The organism is Helicobacter pylori, from assembly GCF_001998165.1.
In the GTDB taxonomy this organism is placed as follows: Bacteria; Campylobacterota; Campylobacteria; order Campylobacterales; family Helicobacteraceae; genus Helicobacter; species Helicobacter pylori_DL.
On the sequence record NZ_MTWR01000034.1, the window covers coordinates 1 to 17095 of the forward strand.

Genomic DNA, 17095 nt, shown 5'->3' on the forward strand with positions numbered 1-17095 from the left:
GTAACACGCAAGCGTCATTGATCAAGAATTTAGCGTTAAAATTGTCCGTGGCGTTTATGATAAAAGCGGAAGGCTCTATGAGAGGAAGAGCGTTATGGGCCTTAAAGCGTTCTTCAAAGGTTTCTATTTCAATTCCAGCATTGAGTTGTTTTAAGCGGGCTTTCGCGCTAGAGGTTTTAGGTTGGTTTAAAAAATCCTGTGAATGGATAATTTGGCGTTTGAATTACCGGTGAGCGAAACATTGATCGGGCTTTCTAATTTAAAACGCTCCATAGGCGTGTTGCCATAAAGGGTGATACTGGGTTTTTGCAACGCCCATGCTAAATGCGTGATACCCGTATCGCCCCCAATAATCACATCCATTTTAAAGAGCAACGCCTTAACTTCGTTTAAAGTGAGTTTAGGGAGCAATAACACATCGCGCTGGTGTTTTAAAGCGTGATAAAGCACGGCCGCTTTTTTTTCATCAGCATGCCATAACAAGCAAATTTGAAAATTTTCTAACGCTAACGCCAGCTCTTTAAAGCGCTCTGTGGGGTAAGTTTTATTGATTTTAGAAGTTTCTAAAACAAAAAGGATTTTAGGCTTATTTTGATTCAAATTTAACGCATTGATTTTTGGAGAATCTTGGCAAGAAAACACTTTAAATCTAGAGCTTAAGCCCTCTGAAATTTCTTTTTCTGGCAAGTTTAGGGCATGGGATAGGAGCGTGAAATTGCGCTTTAAAATAGGCTCATCATAAGCGATGGAAACTTTTTGCGAGTAAAAAAACGCGCTCAAACCCTCTCTAGCCGAAGCGTAATCAAAGCCGACTTTTTTAGGGGCTTTCAACATTTGCGTGATGAGGGCGGATTTGACTAGGCCTTGCATGTCAATGATTATATCGTATTCATAAGCCCTTAAAGATTTAAAAAGCTTGAAAATCTTCAAAGGGTTAAAGGTTGTAAGCACGCTTTTTAAAGCGATGGGGTGTAATTTATCAATATAGGGGGAATGCTCTAAAATCGCACCAAATCTTTCATCCACGAACCATTCTATTTGGGCGTTAGGCAGACACTCTTTAATAGCCGCTAAAAACACCGCACTCACGATAATATCCCCAAGCGCTGAAAGCCTGACAATAGCTATTTTCAAGCAAACTCTATCGTCAAAGGAATGGGCTTAATGAGTTTGGGGAGCATCTCTTTAGCCAAGTAAAGCGCATCATTAGAATGGATCACAAGCTTGTTTTTTTCTAGCGTGTATTTTAAATGGTGGCTGTCTGTCAGGCACAAATTTTCGGCTAAAGAAAGGATAAAACTCAGCCATTGTAAGGTTAAAAGGCTTGGCATCATCGCGCTCATGTGGGCGATAGCGTTGTCTTTAGGGATTTTTTTATGGCTGAATTGCGCTAATAAACAAATGATCGCCCTATCCTGGTGGCTAAAGCCATAACTCAAAGCGTTTAAAATGAAATACGCGCTGTGCTTGTGGGCTAAATAGACGCTTAAAATCTTACCCATGCTCGCTAATTCCCCCGCAATCTTTAAATGGAAAAGGTATTTTTCATCTATTTTATGCAAAGGCGACAAGGCTTCAAACAATTTCACGCATTCTTTTTTGACCTTTTGGCTGTGCTTTTCATGGGGCAAAAAGCGATCTTTTAAAGAGATGAGAGAGGGGTTGATATTGGGGGGGAATTTATGGTAATGGTGGCGCAATAAATCGCTTAAAAACACGCCTTCTCTCACCCCTACCCCACTAGTGATCATCAAAGAAGTTTTTAAATGCTCCAAAACGACTGATAGAATCAACGCCCCGCTCCTAATGCTATCCAAACGCTCTTCATTCACCCCTAAAAGCCGTAATTGATCTTCTTTGAGCATGACGATTTTTTCAATGAACGCTAAATTTTTATGTGCATCTATTTCATAACCATGCAAAGAATCAATAGGGTAATCAAAGCGTTTCATGAGTATCTTACTCAACGCCCTGATCGTCCCCCCCACCCCAAAGGCGTTTTTATGCTTAAAGGGCAATTTAGAGACCTCTTTTTGGATAAAGGCTTTAACCAATTTGACATCTAAGTCTTTATCCAAAAACATTTCTTTAATGCGAATCGTCCCAACATCAAGCGAGATTAAGTCCTTAATCTTACCTTTTTCAATCAACGCGCACTCGGTGCTACCCCCTCCAATGTCTATCGTGATCCCTGAATTTTTATGCAACAAATTCGCGCACGCGATCCCGCCATAGAGCGCTTCTTTTTGCCCATCAATGATTTTGATTTGCAAACCGCAAGCCTTTTTCACTCTCGCTACAAACTCTAATCTGTTAGGGGCATCGCGCACCGCTGAGGTCGCTACGCACAAGATTTTTTTGCTTTTGTATTTGAGAGCGATTTCTTTAAATTCGCTCAAGGCTTTAATAGCTCTTTGCATGGGGATTTCTTGCAAAACCCCATCAAACGCATAACAACCCTCTGAAACCCTAACCCTAGATTTGGTCTCAAAAAGCAAGTAAAACCCAAACTGGCTCGTCTTTTTAAAGATAGCCAAACGCACTGAATTAGAGCCTATATCAATCACGGTTGTGATTTTAGCCATTGCTAGCCTTTAATCTTGCTCTTTTAAGCTTTCGTATTTGTATTTCAATTCCTCTTTGCTCTCTGCGTTGTTAGGATCCGGTAAAATCGCATCTACAGGGCATACGCTCACGCAACGAGGCTCATCATCATCATACCCGTAACACTCCGTGCATCGATCTGGATCAATATTATAAATGGGATCGCCCTCTTCAATCGCCTCACTAGGGCATTCTTCTCTGCAAGCATCGCATGCAATGCATTCATCATTCACCAATAATGACATGACTCACTCCTTTAAAAAGTTTGAATACGATTTTTACTCAAAATTAGCTTAAAATTCAATCTAAAAAGACTATTTTTTTTTGATTATAAGAATGGGGGCTATTTTCCAACACGCCTAAAACCCCTAAATCTTTTAAATGAGTATAATCGGGCTTGTGGGTTTCTACAAACACGCTCAAGCCCAAACGCCAAGCGAATTCTACCATGCCCTTTAAATCCTCTTTTAAAAGCTCTTCATCTAAAATAACTCCATCAGAGCCTTGAACAAGCGATTCTAAAAGCTGGTAGTGGCTGATGAAAAGATCCTGATGAATAATCAAAGAGCTCGCATGGCGGCGCAATAACCCTAAAACTTCTAAATCAAACACGCTTGGCGCGCCTATTTCGTATAATCCTTTGAAATTGACAATGACGCAATCGGTGCGGGTGTTTTCTTTCAAAAGCTTTTCTAAAACCTCATCAGGGGTTACAAAAACGCAATCTTTAATTTGAGGAATGATTCTAGGCAAGTAAGGGTTATACGATAAGCTTTTACCTAACATTTCATAAGAAAGCATGCCCTCTTTTAAGGCTAAGCTTTTTTGTAAATTTTCTAAAATCCCTATTTCTTGCATTCTTGAATGATCTTATTGTGTTCTTTCAATTCGGGTTCGGCTTGGATAGACTCTTTAGCGATGCTAGAAAAAATTTTTTTAGCCTCCAAGCAATTCCCCAATTTGTAATAACCCCATGCTAAAGAATCCAAATAAAGCACTGATCCAGAATCCAACGCTAAGGCTTTCCTCACAAAATCCATGCCCCTTTTAATATCCATGTCATAATCTATTAAGGAATACCCTAAAAAATTATAAAAGAAAGCGTCTTGCACGTCTTCTTTATCTTTAGTTTTAGCAAGCCAAGCTTGGCGCTCTTTGGTGGCTTGCTCTAATTTTTGAATGATAGGCAGCATCTCTTCTTTGGTGAGCTTTTTCTTATTCGCGCTCAAGCTTTCATAATGATAAATCGCCTCTAAGCCTAAGAATTTAGGGTCTTTTCTTTCTTGATAGATTAAAGAAGCCTGTTTGGAAGCTTGAGCGAATTTTTTTTGCGCGGTGTATAAGTCTAGCAATAAGCGCCTGTCAAAGGGGAATAATTCTGCGATTTGCTGGGCCTTATCAAACTCTTTTAACAAGATTAATACCCCTATGTAAAATTGGGCGTTTTGAACAATAGGGTTTTTTTCATACAAACGAGCGAAAGTTGTCTTAGCCAAATCAAGCTCGTTAAATTGCGTGAAGGTGTTGAGCGCTTTTTGGCACAATTGCTCTGAGCAACCATACCTGTCTATATGGGATTGCAACAAGTCTAAGCCTTCTTTTTTGCGGTTTTGCAAAAAATAAATCGTAATGAGTTTTTCTAGGCTGTCTTCATCATGCACTTGGTTATAAAACTTATTCAACAACGGGAAAGCCTTATCCAAACGCTTTTGAGTCAAATACAAAGTCCCTAACACATTGTCTGTGGCTATGGTCTTTTCTTCTTTACGGATTTTGTGTAATAGTTCAATCGCCTTATCAATCTGCCCCATTTGCGCATAGCCATCCACTAAAATCTTATTGATAGAAACATCATTACGATTATTGGTGATTTTTTGATAAAGCATGGCTAAATGCATAGCGGTTTTAATGTCCCCTAAACTCGCCGCTGAAATGGCCGCTTCTTTAGCATACACCACTTTATTGGTTTGCTTGTAAAGATTCATATAGCCTTTTTGAGCGGCGGCAAAATCCCCTCTATGGAAAGCGTCTGAACTCAATAAAATTTGATGGTCTTCTGAAAGGGTTTCAGCCTTAAGGCAAGAAAACAAGCTCAAAAACAATAAATTTGCTAAAAATCTTTTCTTTATTGGAATATCCATTATTTTATTTCCTTTTTTGTGTAACTAAAGTGAATTTTAGCGCACTTTAGTTTCTTTGGTTTTTTGTGTGATGCCCGGACAGCTTTGGCAAAAAGCCTTTTTTTGCTCTTTAGAGAAAGTTTTCACGCTCTCCCAAAAAGGAAAAGTTTGGCATTGCTTAGGGCGTACGCTATAAATCTGGCATTTTTTCGTCTCCAAATCCAAAAACACGCACGCCAAACCCAACTCTTTAGCGTCTTTTTCTAATAAAGAGAACTTATACCCCACCTTTTTAACGTATTTTTGACTGAATTCTTCTAATTCTAATTTTAAAAAAGCGCTAATTTGTTGCATTTCTTGGATATTCAAAAAAATATACCCGCTTTCCCCCACGCAACACTTTGCCCCACAACCCTCGCATGCCTTAGGATTAAAACTGAAATCAAAATCTTGCATTAAACTACCCCTATCCTATTGGAGATCAATACTCACGCTAAATTGCACCAACAGCCCTTCATCATCTTTAGAAATTTTTAAGGGCAATTGGCTTTGAGCGCTCGGTAAATATTTGTTGATTAAGGTGAAAAAAAGATAGGTTTTTTCCAATTCGCTCGCTCTGGCCATGATAAAAAACTGGGTTTTTTGAAGAGGGTTTTGAGAGAGCAAGGGTTTGATTTTATAGGCATCAAAACATTTTTTTAAAATCTTTTCTAAAATCCGCCTGGACTCTTCATCATTAAAAATCTTTAATAAGGATTCGCTGGTTTCTTTTTGATTGCGATAGTTTGTTAGGGCTGTTTCAAAATGCCTTTGCACGTATTCTAAAACGCTTTTTTTACGATTTTCTTCTAAAAGGATTTTTTTTAATTCCAGCATGCTAGGCCATAGAAAATACTCAGTATTGAGCCAACCCAATAAGGAAAAAACCCCTAAAAAAACAAGGTTTTTGATGATAAACCCTACATCGCCTGATTGCTCTCTGTCTAAGTGTGAAAAATGCAATGGCTTCATTTAATAGACTCCGGGTTTTTTATCAGTAAGGAATTAGAAAAGTTGGTGGAGACAAAATTAAACCACCCATCACTTAAGGGGAAAAATTCCGCCCTAGAATAATCAAACATGGGGTTTAGTTTGTTTTGAAACAAAAAATAAAAGGCTTCTTTAGAAGGGGTTTTACCACTAACCACCACGCTTTGCTGGTCTATTTCAATGCTATTAATAGTGATGGAATCCGGCACAATATTCAAAAGCCCTTGCAAAACATCTCGTATATCATCGTTATAATTCAAACGCTTTTTGGCTTCTTTAATGAGTTTTAAGGTTTCATCAGTCTTAACCTGCAAGCGGCTGATTTCATGGCGGTAGAGCCTTTCTTGGATCGTTAAATCAGACGCGTTGTCTTGAGCGCTTTTAATGGCGTTATGCATAAACCACACTAACCCCCCTATCACCACAAAAGATAAAAAAATGTAAAAAACCCAAATTTTAGAAAGCTTGCTGATAAGGTATTTCGCTCTTGGCTCAATATAGCTAAAACGCATACTTTTCATTCTCCATGCGCGCTAAAATGTTCAAGCGCTCCACTAAAGAAAAATCAAGCCTATCCACTTCTATCATCAAAGTTTCTTGCAAATGCATTAACGCTTTGTGGTGGATTTGACAGCTGTCTAAAACAACCACTTTTTCTACAAAGTCTATCTCTCTAGAATGATAGACGCTGCGCAATCCCTCTTGCAAAACATCTGCAATTAAGGGGATATTCGTCATGCCTTCAATCAAACTATAAGCGTCCTCTGTTATTTTTTCGCTATTATCCTTACTGCTGTCTAGGCCTATCGCTTCTTCAAGGCTGTCAATATCTTCTTGGATTTCACTCAAAAACAAATCCACAGCCTCATTATCCATTCCCATAGAATCTTCTTCTTTGCTCTCTATAAACTCTTCAGGTTGCTCCTCTAAAAACACGGATTTGGCTAAAAAAATCTCTTTTTTATCCGCAATCAAAAAATAAAACCTTGAACGCTCCAAAAGCAAATACAACAACGGCTTATTTTCTAAATGATCGCGCACAAAATCATAAATAAGGCTAAAAGGCGAAAACAAAAAATCCACATCCTGGATTTTAAAACGCTTGAAATCCTTTAAAAAATCCTTAGATTCCACATAAACGCAATACTTTTGATTGACTTCACAAGCATGATAATCTTGATTTTCTTGTTTGATTTGTTCAAACGCCTGCTTTTCGCATAAAACCTCTTTAGCTTTACTCATCGCGCTAAAATAAGTGTAGGGGTATTTTTGGCTATAAGTTCTGGCGATTTTTAAGGCTTGAATAGGGACTTCACCATTTTTAGTCTCCACTTTAGTCTCAAAAGTTTTAAAAAATTTCTCTTTAATGCGGTGGTTTTTAACCCTTAAAATTTGAGCGGATAAAAGATTGTGATCCACATTAAAAGAGATATACACTTGAGAGCAAAACCTCTCTTTAAACGCTTTTTTTAACCCTTTAAGCACCCAAACCCCTTTGAGATTCTTCAAATCCAACAGAATCCATGCGCGTCTTTAAATATTCTTTAGCCCTTGAAAGTTCCCATTCTTTAGGGATGATTACAGATTCTAGCATGTAATAATGCACTTCGCTAAAAGGCTTAGGGATTTCAAATTGATCCCAAGTGTTCAACCGCCATGCGTTTTTACAAACCACCCGACAAGCGCTAATCCCCACGCCTGATTTTTGAGCTAAAGCGATCACCCCATCCGCTATGCTGTGTCGTGGGCCTTTAGGGCCATCAGGAGTGATAGCGACATCGCAACCTTCTCTCAATCGTTTAAGCCCTTCTATCAAAACCTTAACCCCCCCCTTTTTGCTAGAGCCTCTAATGTTTTTAAAACCAAAGCTTTCAAACAAACCAGCCGCAATAGATCCGTCAAAATGCTGGCTTGCGATCACATAAACAGAAGGTTTTTGAAGCCTTAAATACGCAAACCCGATCATGCCAAGCTCCCCATGCCAACAGCTTACAATAAAGGGTTTTTCTTTTAAGTTTTGAGCTAAAAAATAGCGGTTTTTACAAGTTTTATGCAACAACCAAAGGACTCCAAACGCCAAACGAGGGACAACCTTTAAAACGATATTTTTCCTGAAAAATTTTAAGCTCAATTCTCGCCTTTAAACCTGCTCTTTATGGGGTGTTTAGTTGCCTTTAATGGCCGCTATCAAGCGCCCTTTGGAATGAGAGATAATCTCCACTTTTACAAGCTCACCCGGGTTTCTTTTTTCCTTACAAGTTACTTCAATGAATTTCCCCGTATCGCTGCGCCCTTCAAAACCCACGATTTGATCATCCATTTCACGCCTATTTTCCACCAACACCACATGCGTTTTGCCCACTTCCAACTTGGCTTTTTCTTCTAAAATTTCTTTGTGCCTATTTTGCAACCTCTCTAACCTTGAAGATGAAACCTCTAATGGCACTCTTTCTTTCCAAGCTCCCGCTTCCGTGAAAGGGCGTGGGGAATAAATAAAACTATAGAGCGTGTCAAAGCGCACTTTTTCTAGCACCTCCATCGTGTCTTCAAAATCCTTATCGCTCTCATTAGGAAAGCCTACGATAATATCCGTGCTAATGCCCACTTCAGGCACTAAAGCTTTCAATCTCTCCACCCTATTTAAAAACCACTCTTTACTATAACCTCTTCGCATCATCTTTAACACCGCGCTAGATCCGCTCTGTAAGGGCATATGGATACTCTTACACACTTTAGGGTTTTTGGCAAAGCGCTCTAAAAATGCATCATTCATGTGCAAGGGGTGAGGCGAAGTGAATCGTATCCTCTCAATGCCTTGAATTTCGCTCAATTTATCCAACAAATCGCTAAAATCCACTTTCGCATGCTCGCTACTGAAACGAACGCCGTAATTATTCACATTCTGCCCTAAAAGCATGAGCTCTTTAGTGCCGTTATTCGCTAATTTCTCAGCTTCTTTTAAAATCAAATCCATAGGGATAGAAATTTCTTTGCCCCTAGTGTGCGGGACAATGCAATAAGCGCATTTTTTATCGCACCCTATAGAGATGTTTAATAGCGATCGGATTTGAGCCTTTTTTTCAAAAAATTCAAACGCATACGCGCTTTCATCATAATCAATCGCCACTTCAACGGCCTTTTCTTTATGGATCACTTGAGAGATTTTAGACACATTCCTAGCCCCTAACACAAAGCTCACGCTTGGGGCTTTTTTCAAAATATCCGCTCCCATGTGGCTTGCAGTGCACCCGCAAACCCCGATTTTGGCGTTGGGTTTTTTGATTTTAGCGAATTGGCCGATTTCTGAAAACAATTTCCGTTCAGGCTTTTCGCGCACGCTGCAAGTGTTGATTAAAATCAAATCCGCCATTTTAGGGTCGTCAGTCTCTTTGTAATCCAGTTTGGATAGTTCGCTTAGTAGATGCTCGCTATCCCTAGAATTCATGGCACAACCCATGGTTTCAATATAAACTTTCAATACAAGCCTTTAAATAATGTGCAATTCATAAAGAAAATCTTTTTCATCAGTGCTGACCCTCACCTCATCTAAATAAGCCGTATGACCTTTTTCCTTGAAAAAATCCACTGCTTTGAGCATGTCTTTATGGGCGTTTGTGGGGGCAAAATAGAAAATAGAACGCTTGTCTTCACTGAATTTGTGGTACAAATCCTCTAACTCCACGCTCTTAGCGTCTGATTTTCTCGTATTCTTGGCTAAAACTAATTTCATTGACTCTTTCCTTAATTGATTTGGATTTCCCATTTTAACGCATTCTGTCTTTAAAACAAATTAGATCACCCTTTTCCCCCCTAAAAACAAGCACTCCACTTCTTTAGCATGCAATAAAAATTGCAAGATCGCTTGCTCTTTAATGAATTTTTCATTAAAACCAAACACGCTCAAATCCGCCCTTTTGTTGGCTTCTATCTCGCCATTATTCAAAGCTAAAGCTTTAGCCCCATGCCTAGTCGCCCCTAAAAGAGCTATTTTAGCTAATTCTAATAACGGCATGTTATAGGTGAGCAAGAACGCCCTTAATTCGTCTAAAAGACTCAAAGAAATGTTAGAACTCAAGCCATCAGTGGCCACGCTCACGCTCAAACCGGCTTCTTTAGCTCTCTCTAAATCCAACGCTTTCCCACTCAACAAGCGGTTAGAAAAGGGGCATGTGATTAAAAAAGCGTTTTTGACTTGAGATTTAATCCTTTTTAACGCTTCCAAAGAAGCGAACTGGTTATGCACGAATAAAGTGTGCGTGTCTTTAAACATGTCAATGTAATCGTTCGCGCCCTTATAGAGCGATTTGAAATTAGACTCTTTTAAAAAACGCTGGTAAAAATTTTCAAACCACCCTTTAGAATTTTCCACCCATTCTAATTCTTCAAGCGATTCTAAAAAATGCGTAGAAAGTAGGCTTTGTGAATCTTTGGCCAATTGGATGACGCTCAAAGCCATGTCTTTTTGGACCGAATAAGGGGCATGCACAGCCAAAGCCGCTTTAAGCTTTTTATCTTCTAAATCTTTTAATTCTTTAAATTTGGCCTCAAACGCTTTTAATTTTTCTAAAGAATAGCTGCTCCCTAAAAACTCTAAAAACACGACAGCGCTCAAGGGGCTTTCTTTTAACAAATTAACTTCTATCAAGTGGTTAGAAATCGCCCCCACGCTCCCCACCCCGCTTTTTAATTGCACAGCGATGGCGTTTTGAATAGCCCCTTGGCAATTTTCTAAAATCGCCCCCCCATTGTTTAACACGCTCCCTAACCAACTAGAAAAACTCCCATAATCAAAACTCGCCTTGTTGTTGGAAAATTCAAAATGGGTGTGCGCGTTGATGAAAGCGGGCAACAGAACGGAATTTTCAAAAAACTGCGCCTTTAAGTGGGGGTATTTAAGCGTTAAATTGTGATAATCGCCTATTTCAACAATCTTTTCATCAAAGACCACGCCACAATCTTCTAACACTTCGCATTTTTCATTGCATAAAAAAACTAAAGACGCTCCTATGATTTCTTGCATGCATTCTCCTTAATCAATGTGGTTTGCCCTTTTAAGATCATTCTTTGCACTTCGCCATACAATTCCAAACCATAAAAGGGCGAATTTTGATTACTCACTCTTGTTTGAGCGTTTAGATCTACAATCATGAGATTGGCTAATTGGTTTTCTTTAACCTCGCCTGCATTGAGTTTTAAAAACTTCGCTTGATTGATTGCCATGACTTTAATGAGCTGTTGGAAACTAATGACCTTTTTTTGGACTAAAAAAGTGTAAGCCACGCTAAAAGCGTCCTCTATGCTCTCGCACCCAAACGCGCTTTCTTCAAAAAGCTGTGCGTTAGAATTTTTAGAAGCATGAAGGCTTGTGAGCATGGCGATTTCGTTATTTTTTAGGGCTTCTTTTAGGGCGTTTTGACCTTCCTTATCCCTTAAAGGAGGGGCGATTTTAAATCGTGGCTCATAATCTTCATACACGCTCTCATCTAAGATCAAATGGCTTAAGGGCGTTTGGGCTTGCAAACGCGCCCCTAAATCGTTAAAGGCTTTGATGAGTTTGAGCGTGGTAGTGCTATTCACTTTATCTAAAAGCATGGGGATTTGTAACGCTCTAGAAACTTCCATGAAACGCACCAAGCGCGTGTTTTCCAACGCATTGTCTACAAAATTCTGCCCCAATTCATAGGCTAATGCCCCACTATTTAGGGCTTCAAAAGAATTTTCTAAAGAAATTAAAAGAGGCAAGTTGTAGGATTTGGCGTAGTGGCTGATGAGTTCTAAAAAAGCGTCAGATGGCGCGATTAAAATTTCCCCCCCTTTATTTTTAAGCGTGGCGATGTCGGCTAGTTGGTTGTTTTTGAGCGCCATGATATTTTTAATGCCGCTTTGATCGCCATTAAAAACGTTGAGTAACCCTACCCCCCCTTTAAAAGCCTTTTGTTTTAAATTTTCATAACCCTCCAAACAAGTAACGCTCAAATCAATGAAGCTTGGTAGCACGAATAATTTATCGCACTCAACCACTTCTTCATTATTAACAGGGTTTAAGTTTTCTTCAATCTCTGTAATGAGGGAATCTTTTAAGCGGATATCCGCTCTTTTTAAAACCTCATCATCATAAAACGAAGCGTTTTTTAACAGCATCAAACCCTCCTAATTTTGTAAAAAGTTAGTCAGGCTTTCTAAAGAATTTGTCATGATCAATATTCCCATTAAAATAAGCACCAACCCCGAAACAATTTCAATCGCGCGGTTGTATTTCCTTAAGGATTTTAAAAACAAAAGCGCTCTTTCTAGCATTAAAGCCACCAATAAAAAAGGGATCGCCAAGCCCATTACAAACACCACCATAAGGATTAAACCATAAGCGTCCTTACTCGCGCTCATGATCACTATAGAAGTAAATATCGGTCCGATGCATGGCGTCCAACCTAAAGCGAAACTCATGCCCAAAAGAAAGGGGTAAAAGCGTTGCATGCTATTAGATTTGCTCGCTAAACGAACGCTTTGAGTCTTATACAAAAATGCAAAACGAAACACGCCCAAAAAATGCAAACCAAAAAGGATCACAATCCCCCCAGCGATATAATTCACCCAGGCAAACGAAAAGCTATGGATAAGCTTGGCCATAGACATGCCCACGCCCAAAAACACGAGCGAAAACCCTACCACAAACATCAAGGATTTTAAAAAAACCGAAACCCTTTTAGCCTTACCATCTTTAATATCCTCTAAAGAAATTTGAGAAATATAAGACATATACGCTGGGATCAAAGGCAACACGCAAGGGCTTAAAAAAGTTAAAATCCCAGCTAGAAGCGAAGTTAAAAGAGGTGCTGTGTCAAAGAGATTAACAAGCGTGTTATCAAACATCATTCAATCCTTTTTTAAAATAACCATTTCTTATATTTTTTAGGATAACCAAACTTCACTTAATCTTAGGCACAATCTCGTTATTTTCTACCACAAACGCCACGCTGCCATTCTCTTTAATTTTATCCTCTAAAATGAGTTCAGCGAGCTTGTCTTCTACCATTTCATAAAGCGCACGCTTTAAGGGTCTAGCGCCATAAAATCTGTCAAATCCCGCTTCGGCGATCAATTCTTTTGCCTTTTCGTCTAGGGTTATATTAATGCCCCTTTCAAGCACTTTTTTTTGAATGTTTTCAAAGAGTATCCCCACGATATTAATGATAGCATGACTATCTAGAGCGTTAAAGGAGATGATTTCATCTAAGCGGTTTAAAAATTCCGGCTTGAAAAATTGCCTCAAGCTCTCTTTAATCGCTTTTTGTTTGTCGGCTTCACTCAAATTTTCTTCCAAAAGCACGCCGCTAGCCACATTGCTGGTTAAAATCAAAATCGTGTTTTTGAAATCCACCCTCACGCCCTTACTATCGGTTAAATGCCCTTCATCTAAAACCTGCAACAAAAGGTTAAACACATCCGGATGGGCTTTTTCCACTTCATCTAATAACACCACGCTATAAGGCTTTCTGCGCACCGCTTCGGTTAATTGCCCGCCTTCTTCATAGCCCACATACCCAGGAGCGGCCCCAATAAGACGGCTGATAGCGTGCTTTTCCAAATATTCGCTCATGTCAATTCGTATAAGGTTTTTATCGCTATCAAACAAGAATTGCGCCAAAGCTTTAGCGCTCTCGGTTTTACCCACGCCTGTTGGCCCTAAAAAGAGGAAACTCCCTATAGGTTTATTGCTATCGCTAAGCCCGGCCTTATTCCTTTTAATCGCTTTAGCGATCGCTTTAATTGCTTTTTCTTGCCCCACCACTCTTTTTTGCAATTCGCTTTCAATGTTTAAAACCCTATTTTTTTCGCTTTGGAGCATTTTTTGGACCGGGATGTGCGTCCATTGGCTCACGATCTCAGCGATGTTGTTTTCGGTTAAAGCGTTTTGCAACAACGCCCCGTTTTGTTGCATCGCTTCCCATTTATGCTGCAATTCTTCTTCTTTCTTTTTATTTTCAGGGATTTTAGAGTATTCAATTTCGCCCGCTTGCTGGTAATCCCCATTGCGCTTAAACCTCTCAGCCTCTTTTTTCAAGCTTTCCATTTCCATTTTCAAGCGTGAAATTTCTTTGAACACTTCTTTTTCGTTTTCAAATTGCGCTTCTAATTGGATTTTTTCTTCTTTCAAATCGCTCAATTCTTTAAGGATTTCTTGCATGCGTTTGGCATTGCTCTCTTTTTTTTCCATTTCAAGGGCTTGTTTTTCCATTTCCAGTCTTTGGATGGAGCGCTTAACGCTAGAGAGTTTGGCCGGCTCTGATTCCATTTGCATTTTTAATTGAGCCGCCCCCTCATCAATCAAATCAATCGCTTTATCGGGTAAAAACCTATCGGTGATATAACGGCTAGAGAGTTTAGCGCTCGCTACGAGCGCGGAGTCATTGATGGTGATATTATGGTGCGTTTCTAAAGTTTCTTTCAACCCCCTTAAAATCTGTAAAGCTTCATTGATGCTAGGCTCATTGAGTAAAATGGGTTGGAAACGCCTTTGTAACGCCATGTCTTTTTCAAAATACTTGCGGTATTCTTTTAAAGTGGTCGCTCCAATCGTGTGCAATTCCCCCCTAGCAAGCGCAGGTTTTAAAATATTGGCCGCATCCATGCCCCCCTCACTAGCCCCAGCCCCCACAATCGTATGGATTTCATCAATGAATAAAATCACATTCGCGCTTTTTTTAACTTCTTCAATCACCTTTTTCAGGCGCTCTTCAAACTCGCCTCTGTATTTCGCCCCAGCCACCAATAAGCTTAGATCTAAAGCGATAACTCGTTTGTTTAAAAGCGTTTTAGGCACTTCCTTATTCACAATGCGTTGGGCTAACCCTTCCACAACAGCCGTTTTCCCCACTCCAGGCTCACCTAGTAAAATAGGGTTATTTTTTGTTTTTCTGATCAAAATTTGCATCATGCGAATGATTTCTTCATCTCTTCCGATCACGGGATCCAGCTTATTTTCTAGGGCTTTTTGCATCAAATCAATGCCAAATTTTTCTAAACTTTCCAAATTGGAATCGTCGTTTTTACCTTGGATAGTCGCACCTTTTCTTAAAGATTCTAAAGTTTTTTGCAATTCCTTAGTGTCTAAATAAGGCTTTAGAACGCTTTCAAAAAGGCTCATATTCGCCAAAAGATACACATCGGTAGCGATGAAAGAATCGCCCCTTTTAGCCATCAAACCTTGAGCGTTTTCTAAACTTTGGATTAAAGCTTGGTTTAATTGGATGTTTTGCTTGCTGATTTGTGAAACTTTAGCGAACTTATTCAACTCGCTTTGAACGCTAAGTTTTAAAGCTTCAATATCCACAGGCATTTTTTGTAAGGCTTGAAGGAGAATGCCTTGGGAGTTATTAAGCATGGCAAAAAGCATGTGCAAGGGCGTTACTTCAGCGTTTTTATGGTGCAAGGCTAAAGCGAGCGCGCTGTCTAAAGTCTCATGCAATTGGTCAGTCATTTTTTCAAATAAATTCATTATCAATCCTTTTTTGAGTTGTAAAATCTTTACTATTTTACACTATTTTAACCCTCAAAGGTTTTTAAAACGCTCACACTAATGACAAACTCTCCAAAATACGCTTTTTAGACAACTCGCAATATTCTTTTTCAATCTCTAAACCCACGCTAAAACGCCCTAAAGCATTGGCCTCTAAAATAGTCGTGCCAGAGCCGCTAAAAGGATCAAAAATCGTGTCTTCCAAAAAAGAAAACAATTGGATGCAACGCCTGGGTAATTCCCTTGGGAATGGGGCTGGGTGCTTTAAGCGCTTTTTAGACTCGCCGCTAAAATTCCAAAGCCCATTCGTGTAGAGTAAAAATTCCTCTTTACTCATCGTAGAAGTTTGTTTTTTTCGTTTGTATTCGTTTTTATAAAAAACAACGATCAACTCCACAGGAGCGATCGCATAAGGCGCGCTAGCTTGCAGCCAACTCCCCCAAGCGGTGCGTCTTGAAATATTGCTTTCATTCCAAATGATCGTATTTTGGTATTTCCAACCGCATTCTTTAGCCACTATAGTAATATCAGCCCCCAAACTTTGCTTGCCATGTTTATTCGTATCTAATGGGACATTCAAGCACAATCTCGCCTGCTCCTTACCCCAAAAATAACAATTTTTAAGCCAATTTTTACACCAATTCAAATAATCATCATAAGCCCTAAAATCGTTGCTCCCTTGATATTCAATGCTCAAATTATAGGGCGGTGAAGTGATGCATAAATCATAAAAACCTTTTTCAAAAGTCTCTAAAACGCTTGCATCGCCATGGTATAAATCCAATTTTTCCAAACTGAAATAAGGTTTCATAAAAGCCTTTTTAAATCTTCTAATAAATTTTCTATGCCCTTAATTTTAGGGCTTTGATCAAAATGGCTTTTGGCTAAATAGAGGCCATCTAATTCATGCTCCATGACAATGCTTTTTTAGGCTTGTTTTTAAAACTGATTTCATCATCGTTATCCGGTGTTATCATAAAGACTTTAATGTGAGAAGTTATAGGCGATTGCAAAAGCTTTAATTTCCAATAAGGCGTTTCTGTGAAACGCTCTCTAAACGAATTTTTTACCGATAAAATCGCTAGGATTTTGACATTATCCTTGTTGGTTTGATAAAGAATTATATCTCCATCAGGTAAGACGCTATACTCTCCAAAATGCACCAATAAAGCCCGTTTGACCTTATCCAACTCGCCATTAATGCACTTAGCCCTTAAGATCTTATCGTTCGTCATTTTGACATTGTTTTTAATACAAAAATCTTTTAATAAAAGTTCTATGATTTTTTATAACGCTCTTCCAACCGCGCTGACAAAGCCTTGTCTGGCCAAAATGCTGGCCTCTTCCTTGCTTTTATTTTGCTTGATATAATCGCTAATCTTACTATTCAAAAAGCGTTCTTTTTCTTGCGCGTAAAAAACCTGCAAAAACTTGTAAGGCTCAGGTTGTCCTCTCATAAAATCTTTAAAACGCTCTAAAATAATATCCGCTAAACCCAATCCAAACACCTTAATCAACAGGAATCAATCAAATTATAATACAAAACTTTTTGATAATGGCTGGCGTTTGAAACAAGCTATAATATTGACATAATTTAATCAAGGGTCAGATATGCAATTTTTAAATCAGTCTTTAGGATTTTTTAATAAGGGGTGCTTTGAACCCATTGACAGAAACTTCATTACAGAAAGCTATCAAGCACTAAAGCCTAAAGAATTGGTTTTTAGCGCTCATTTAACAGACGATTTAAAGCGGCGCGATTTTAGCATGAATGCGATCGCTTATAGCCCTACAAAAGGGTTGATTGATCCTTTTAAAGGGCAGA

At 39.1% G+C, this 17095-nt stretch carries 16 protein-coding genes and 4 pseudogenes; 1 reads left to right on the plus strand and 19 read right to left on the minus strand.

Annotation, left to right across the window (positions count from 1 at the left end; all coding sequences use genetic code 11):
* From BZK24_RS04655 to BZK24_RS09610, 19 genes and pseudogenes are all read right to left on the minus strand, one after another.
* Positions 1–220: pseudogene (locus tag BZK24_RS04655) on the minus strand (ThiF family adenylyltransferase); the annotation flags it as partial.
* Positions 214–1134, minus strand: a pseudogene (gene waaC / locus BZK24_RS04660) (lipopolysaccharide heptosyltransferase I); the annotation flags it as partial. The pseudogenes BZK24_RS04655 and waaC, both read right to left, overlap by 7 nt.
* The gene (locus BZK24_RS04665; RefSeq protein WP_077656728.1) at positions 1131–2585 is read right to left on the minus strand and encodes a Ppx/GppA family phosphatase; all 1455 of its coding nucleotides are present in this window, start codon (positions 2583–2585) and stop codon (positions 1131–1133) included. The gene BZK24_RS04665 and the pseudogene waaC, both read right to left, overlap by 4 nt.
* Before the next feature lie 9 nt (positions 2586–2594).
* Positions 2595–2849 carry a YfhL family 4Fe-4S dicluster ferredoxin gene (locus tag BZK24_RS04670; protein ID WP_000055463.1) on the minus strand — a complete coding sequence of 85 codons (255 nt, stop codon included), beginning with the start codon at positions 2847–2849 and terminating at the stop codon, positions 2595–2597.
* A 55-nt stretch (positions 2850–2904) separates the two neighbouring features.
* A complete protein-coding gene (locus BZK24_RS04675) occupies positions 2905–3462 on the minus strand; it encodes a beta/alpha barrel domain-containing protein (RefSeq protein WP_001155673.1) in 558 nt (185 codons plus the stop codon).
* Positions 3450–4745: a tetratricopeptide repeat protein gene (locus BZK24_RS04680; RefSeq protein WP_077656729.1), complete on the minus strand. Its 1296-nt coding sequence runs from the start codon at positions 4743–4745 to the stop codon at positions 3450–3452. Before BZK24_RS04680 ends, BZK24_RS04675 begins: the two co-directional genes overlap by 13 nt.
* Before the next feature lie 36 nt (positions 4746–4781).
* Positions 4782–5180 (minus strand): YkgJ family cysteine cluster protein, encoded by a 399-nt coding sequence (locus BZK24_RS04685; RefSeq protein WP_001150534.1) that lies wholly within the window; start codon positions 5178–5180, stop codon positions 4782–4784.
* Positions 5181–5195: 15 nt separating this feature from the next.
* Positions 5196–5735: a PilO family protein gene (gene pilO, locus BZK24_RS04690; protein ID WP_000803125.1), complete on the minus strand. Its 540-nt coding sequence runs from the start codon at positions 5733–5735 to the stop codon at positions 5196–5198.
* On the minus strand, positions 5732–6265 hold the full coding sequence (locus tag BZK24_RS04695; protein ID WP_077656736.1) for a PilN family protein: 534 nt from the start codon (positions 6263–6265) through the stop codon (positions 5732–5734). Before BZK24_RS04695 ends, pilO begins: the two co-directional genes overlap by 4 nt.
* Positions 6255–7238: a PilM family protein gene (pilM, locus tag BZK24_RS04700; protein WP_077656730.1), complete on the minus strand. Its 984-nt coding sequence runs from the start codon at positions 7236–7238 to the stop codon at positions 6255–6257. Before pilM ends, BZK24_RS04695 begins: the two co-directional genes overlap by 11 nt.
* The gene (locus BZK24_RS04705) at positions 7231–7884 is read right to left on the minus strand and encodes a lysophospholipid acyltransferase family protein (protein ID WP_000053551.1); all 654 of its coding nucleotides are present in this window, start codon (positions 7882–7884) and stop codon (positions 7231–7233) included. Before BZK24_RS04705 ends, pilM begins: the two co-directional genes overlap by 8 nt.
* A gap of 33 nt (positions 7885–7917) precedes the next feature.
* Entirely contained in the window at positions 7918–9231 is a 1314-nt protein-coding gene (gene miaB, locus BZK24_RS04710) for a tRNA (N6-isopentenyl adenosine(37)-C2)-methylthiotransferase MiaB (RefSeq protein ID WP_077656731.1), read from the minus strand.
* Positions 9232–9240: 9 nt separating this feature from the next.
* Complete coding sequence (locus BZK24_RS04715) at positions 9241–9483, minus strand: nuclease (RefSeq protein WP_000780044.1); 243 nt, start codon at positions 9481–9483, stop codon at positions 9241–9243.
* 60 nt (positions 9484–9543) lie between these two features.
* Entirely contained in the window at positions 9544–10773 is a 1230-nt protein-coding gene (locus tag BZK24_RS04720; protein ID WP_077656732.1) for an adenosine deaminase, read from the minus strand.
* Entirely contained in the window at positions 10758–11894 is a 1137-nt protein-coding gene (locus tag BZK24_RS04725) for an amidohydrolase family protein (RefSeq protein ID WP_077652556.1), read from the minus strand. The genes BZK24_RS04720 and BZK24_RS04725 overlap by 16 nt, the downstream gene beginning before the upstream one ends.
* 9 nt (positions 11895–11903) lie before the next feature.
* On the minus strand, positions 11904–12623 hold the full coding sequence (locus BZK24_RS04730) for a cytochrome c biogenesis protein CcdA (RefSeq protein WP_171972399.1): 720 nt from the start codon (positions 12621–12623) through the stop codon (positions 11904–11906).
* A 55-nt stretch (positions 12624–12678) separates the two neighbouring features.
* Positions 12679–15249, minus strand: a complete 2571-nt coding sequence (locus BZK24_RS04735; RefSeq protein ID WP_077656734.1) for an ATP-dependent Clp protease ATP-binding subunit — start codon at positions 15247–15249, stop codon at positions 12679–12681.
* Positions 15250–15322: 73 nt separating this feature from the next.
* Positions 15323–16081, minus strand: coding sequence for a DNA-methyltransferase (locus BZK24_RS04740; RefSeq protein ID WP_077656735.1), 759 nt, complete (start codon positions 16079–16081; stop codon positions 15323–15325).
* Positions 16078–16769: pseudogene (locus BZK24_RS09610) on the minus strand (BsaWI family type II restriction enzyme). Before BZK24_RS09610 ends, BZK24_RS04740 begins: the two are co-directional and overlap by 4 nt.
* 205 nt (positions 16770–16974) lie before the next feature.
* On the opposite strand from BZK24_RS09610, the pseudogene BZK24_RS04750 reads away from it, so the two are divergent.
* Positions 16975–17095, plus strand: a pseudogene (locus tag BZK24_RS04750) (CCA tRNA nucleotidyltransferase); the annotation flags it as partial.

Coding starts and splice junctions, on each gene's coding strand:
- BZK24_RS04665 (WP_077656728.1), bottom strand. CDS start 2,585: ATGGCTAAAATCACAACCGTGATTGATATAGGCTCTAATTCAGTGCGT.
- BZK24_RS04670 (WP_000055463.1), bottom strand. CDS start 2,849: ATGTCATTATTGGTGAATGATGAATGCATTGCATGCGATGCTTGCAGA.
- BZK24_RS04675 (WP_001155673.1), bottom strand. CDS start 3,462: ATGCAAGAAATAGGGATTTTAGAAAATTTACAAAAAAGCTTAGCCTTA.
- BZK24_RS04680 (WP_077656729.1), bottom strand. CDS start 4,745: ATGGATATTCCAATAAAGAAAAGATTTTTAGCAAATTTATTGTTTTTG.
- BZK24_RS04685 (WP_001150534.1), bottom strand. CDS start 5,180: ATGCAAGATTTTGATTTCAGTTTTAATCCTAAGGCATGCGAGGGTTGT.
- pilO (WP_000803125.1), bottom strand. CDS start 5,735: ATGAAGCCATTGCATTTTTCACACTTAGACAGAGAGCAATCAGGCGAT.
- BZK24_RS04695 (WP_077656736.1), bottom strand. CDS start 6,265: ATGCGTTTTAGCTATATTGAGCCAAGAGCGAAATACCTTATCAGCAAG.
- BZK24_RS04715 (WP_000780044.1), bottom strand. CDS start 9,483: ATGAAATTAGTTTTAGCCAAGAATACGAGAAAATCAGACGCTAAGAGC.
- BZK24_RS04720 (WP_077656732.1), bottom strand. CDS start 10,773: ATGCAAGAAATCATAGGAGCGTCTTTAGTTTTTTTATGCAATGAAAAA.
- BZK24_RS04725 (WP_077652556.1), bottom strand. CDS start 11,894: ATGCTGTTAAAAAACGCTTCGTTTTATGATGATGAGGTTTTAAAAAGA.
- BZK24_RS04730 (WP_171972399.1), bottom strand. CDS start 12,623: ATGTTTGATAACACGCTTGTTAATCTCTTTGACACAGCACCTCTTTTA.
- BZK24_RS04735 (WP_077656734.1), bottom strand. CDS start 15,249: ATGAATTTATTTGAAAAAATGACTGACCAATTGCATGAGACTTTAGAC.
- BZK24_RS04740 (WP_077656735.1), bottom strand. CDS start 16,081: ATGAAACCTTATTTCAGTTTGGAAAAATTGGATTTATACCATGGCGAT.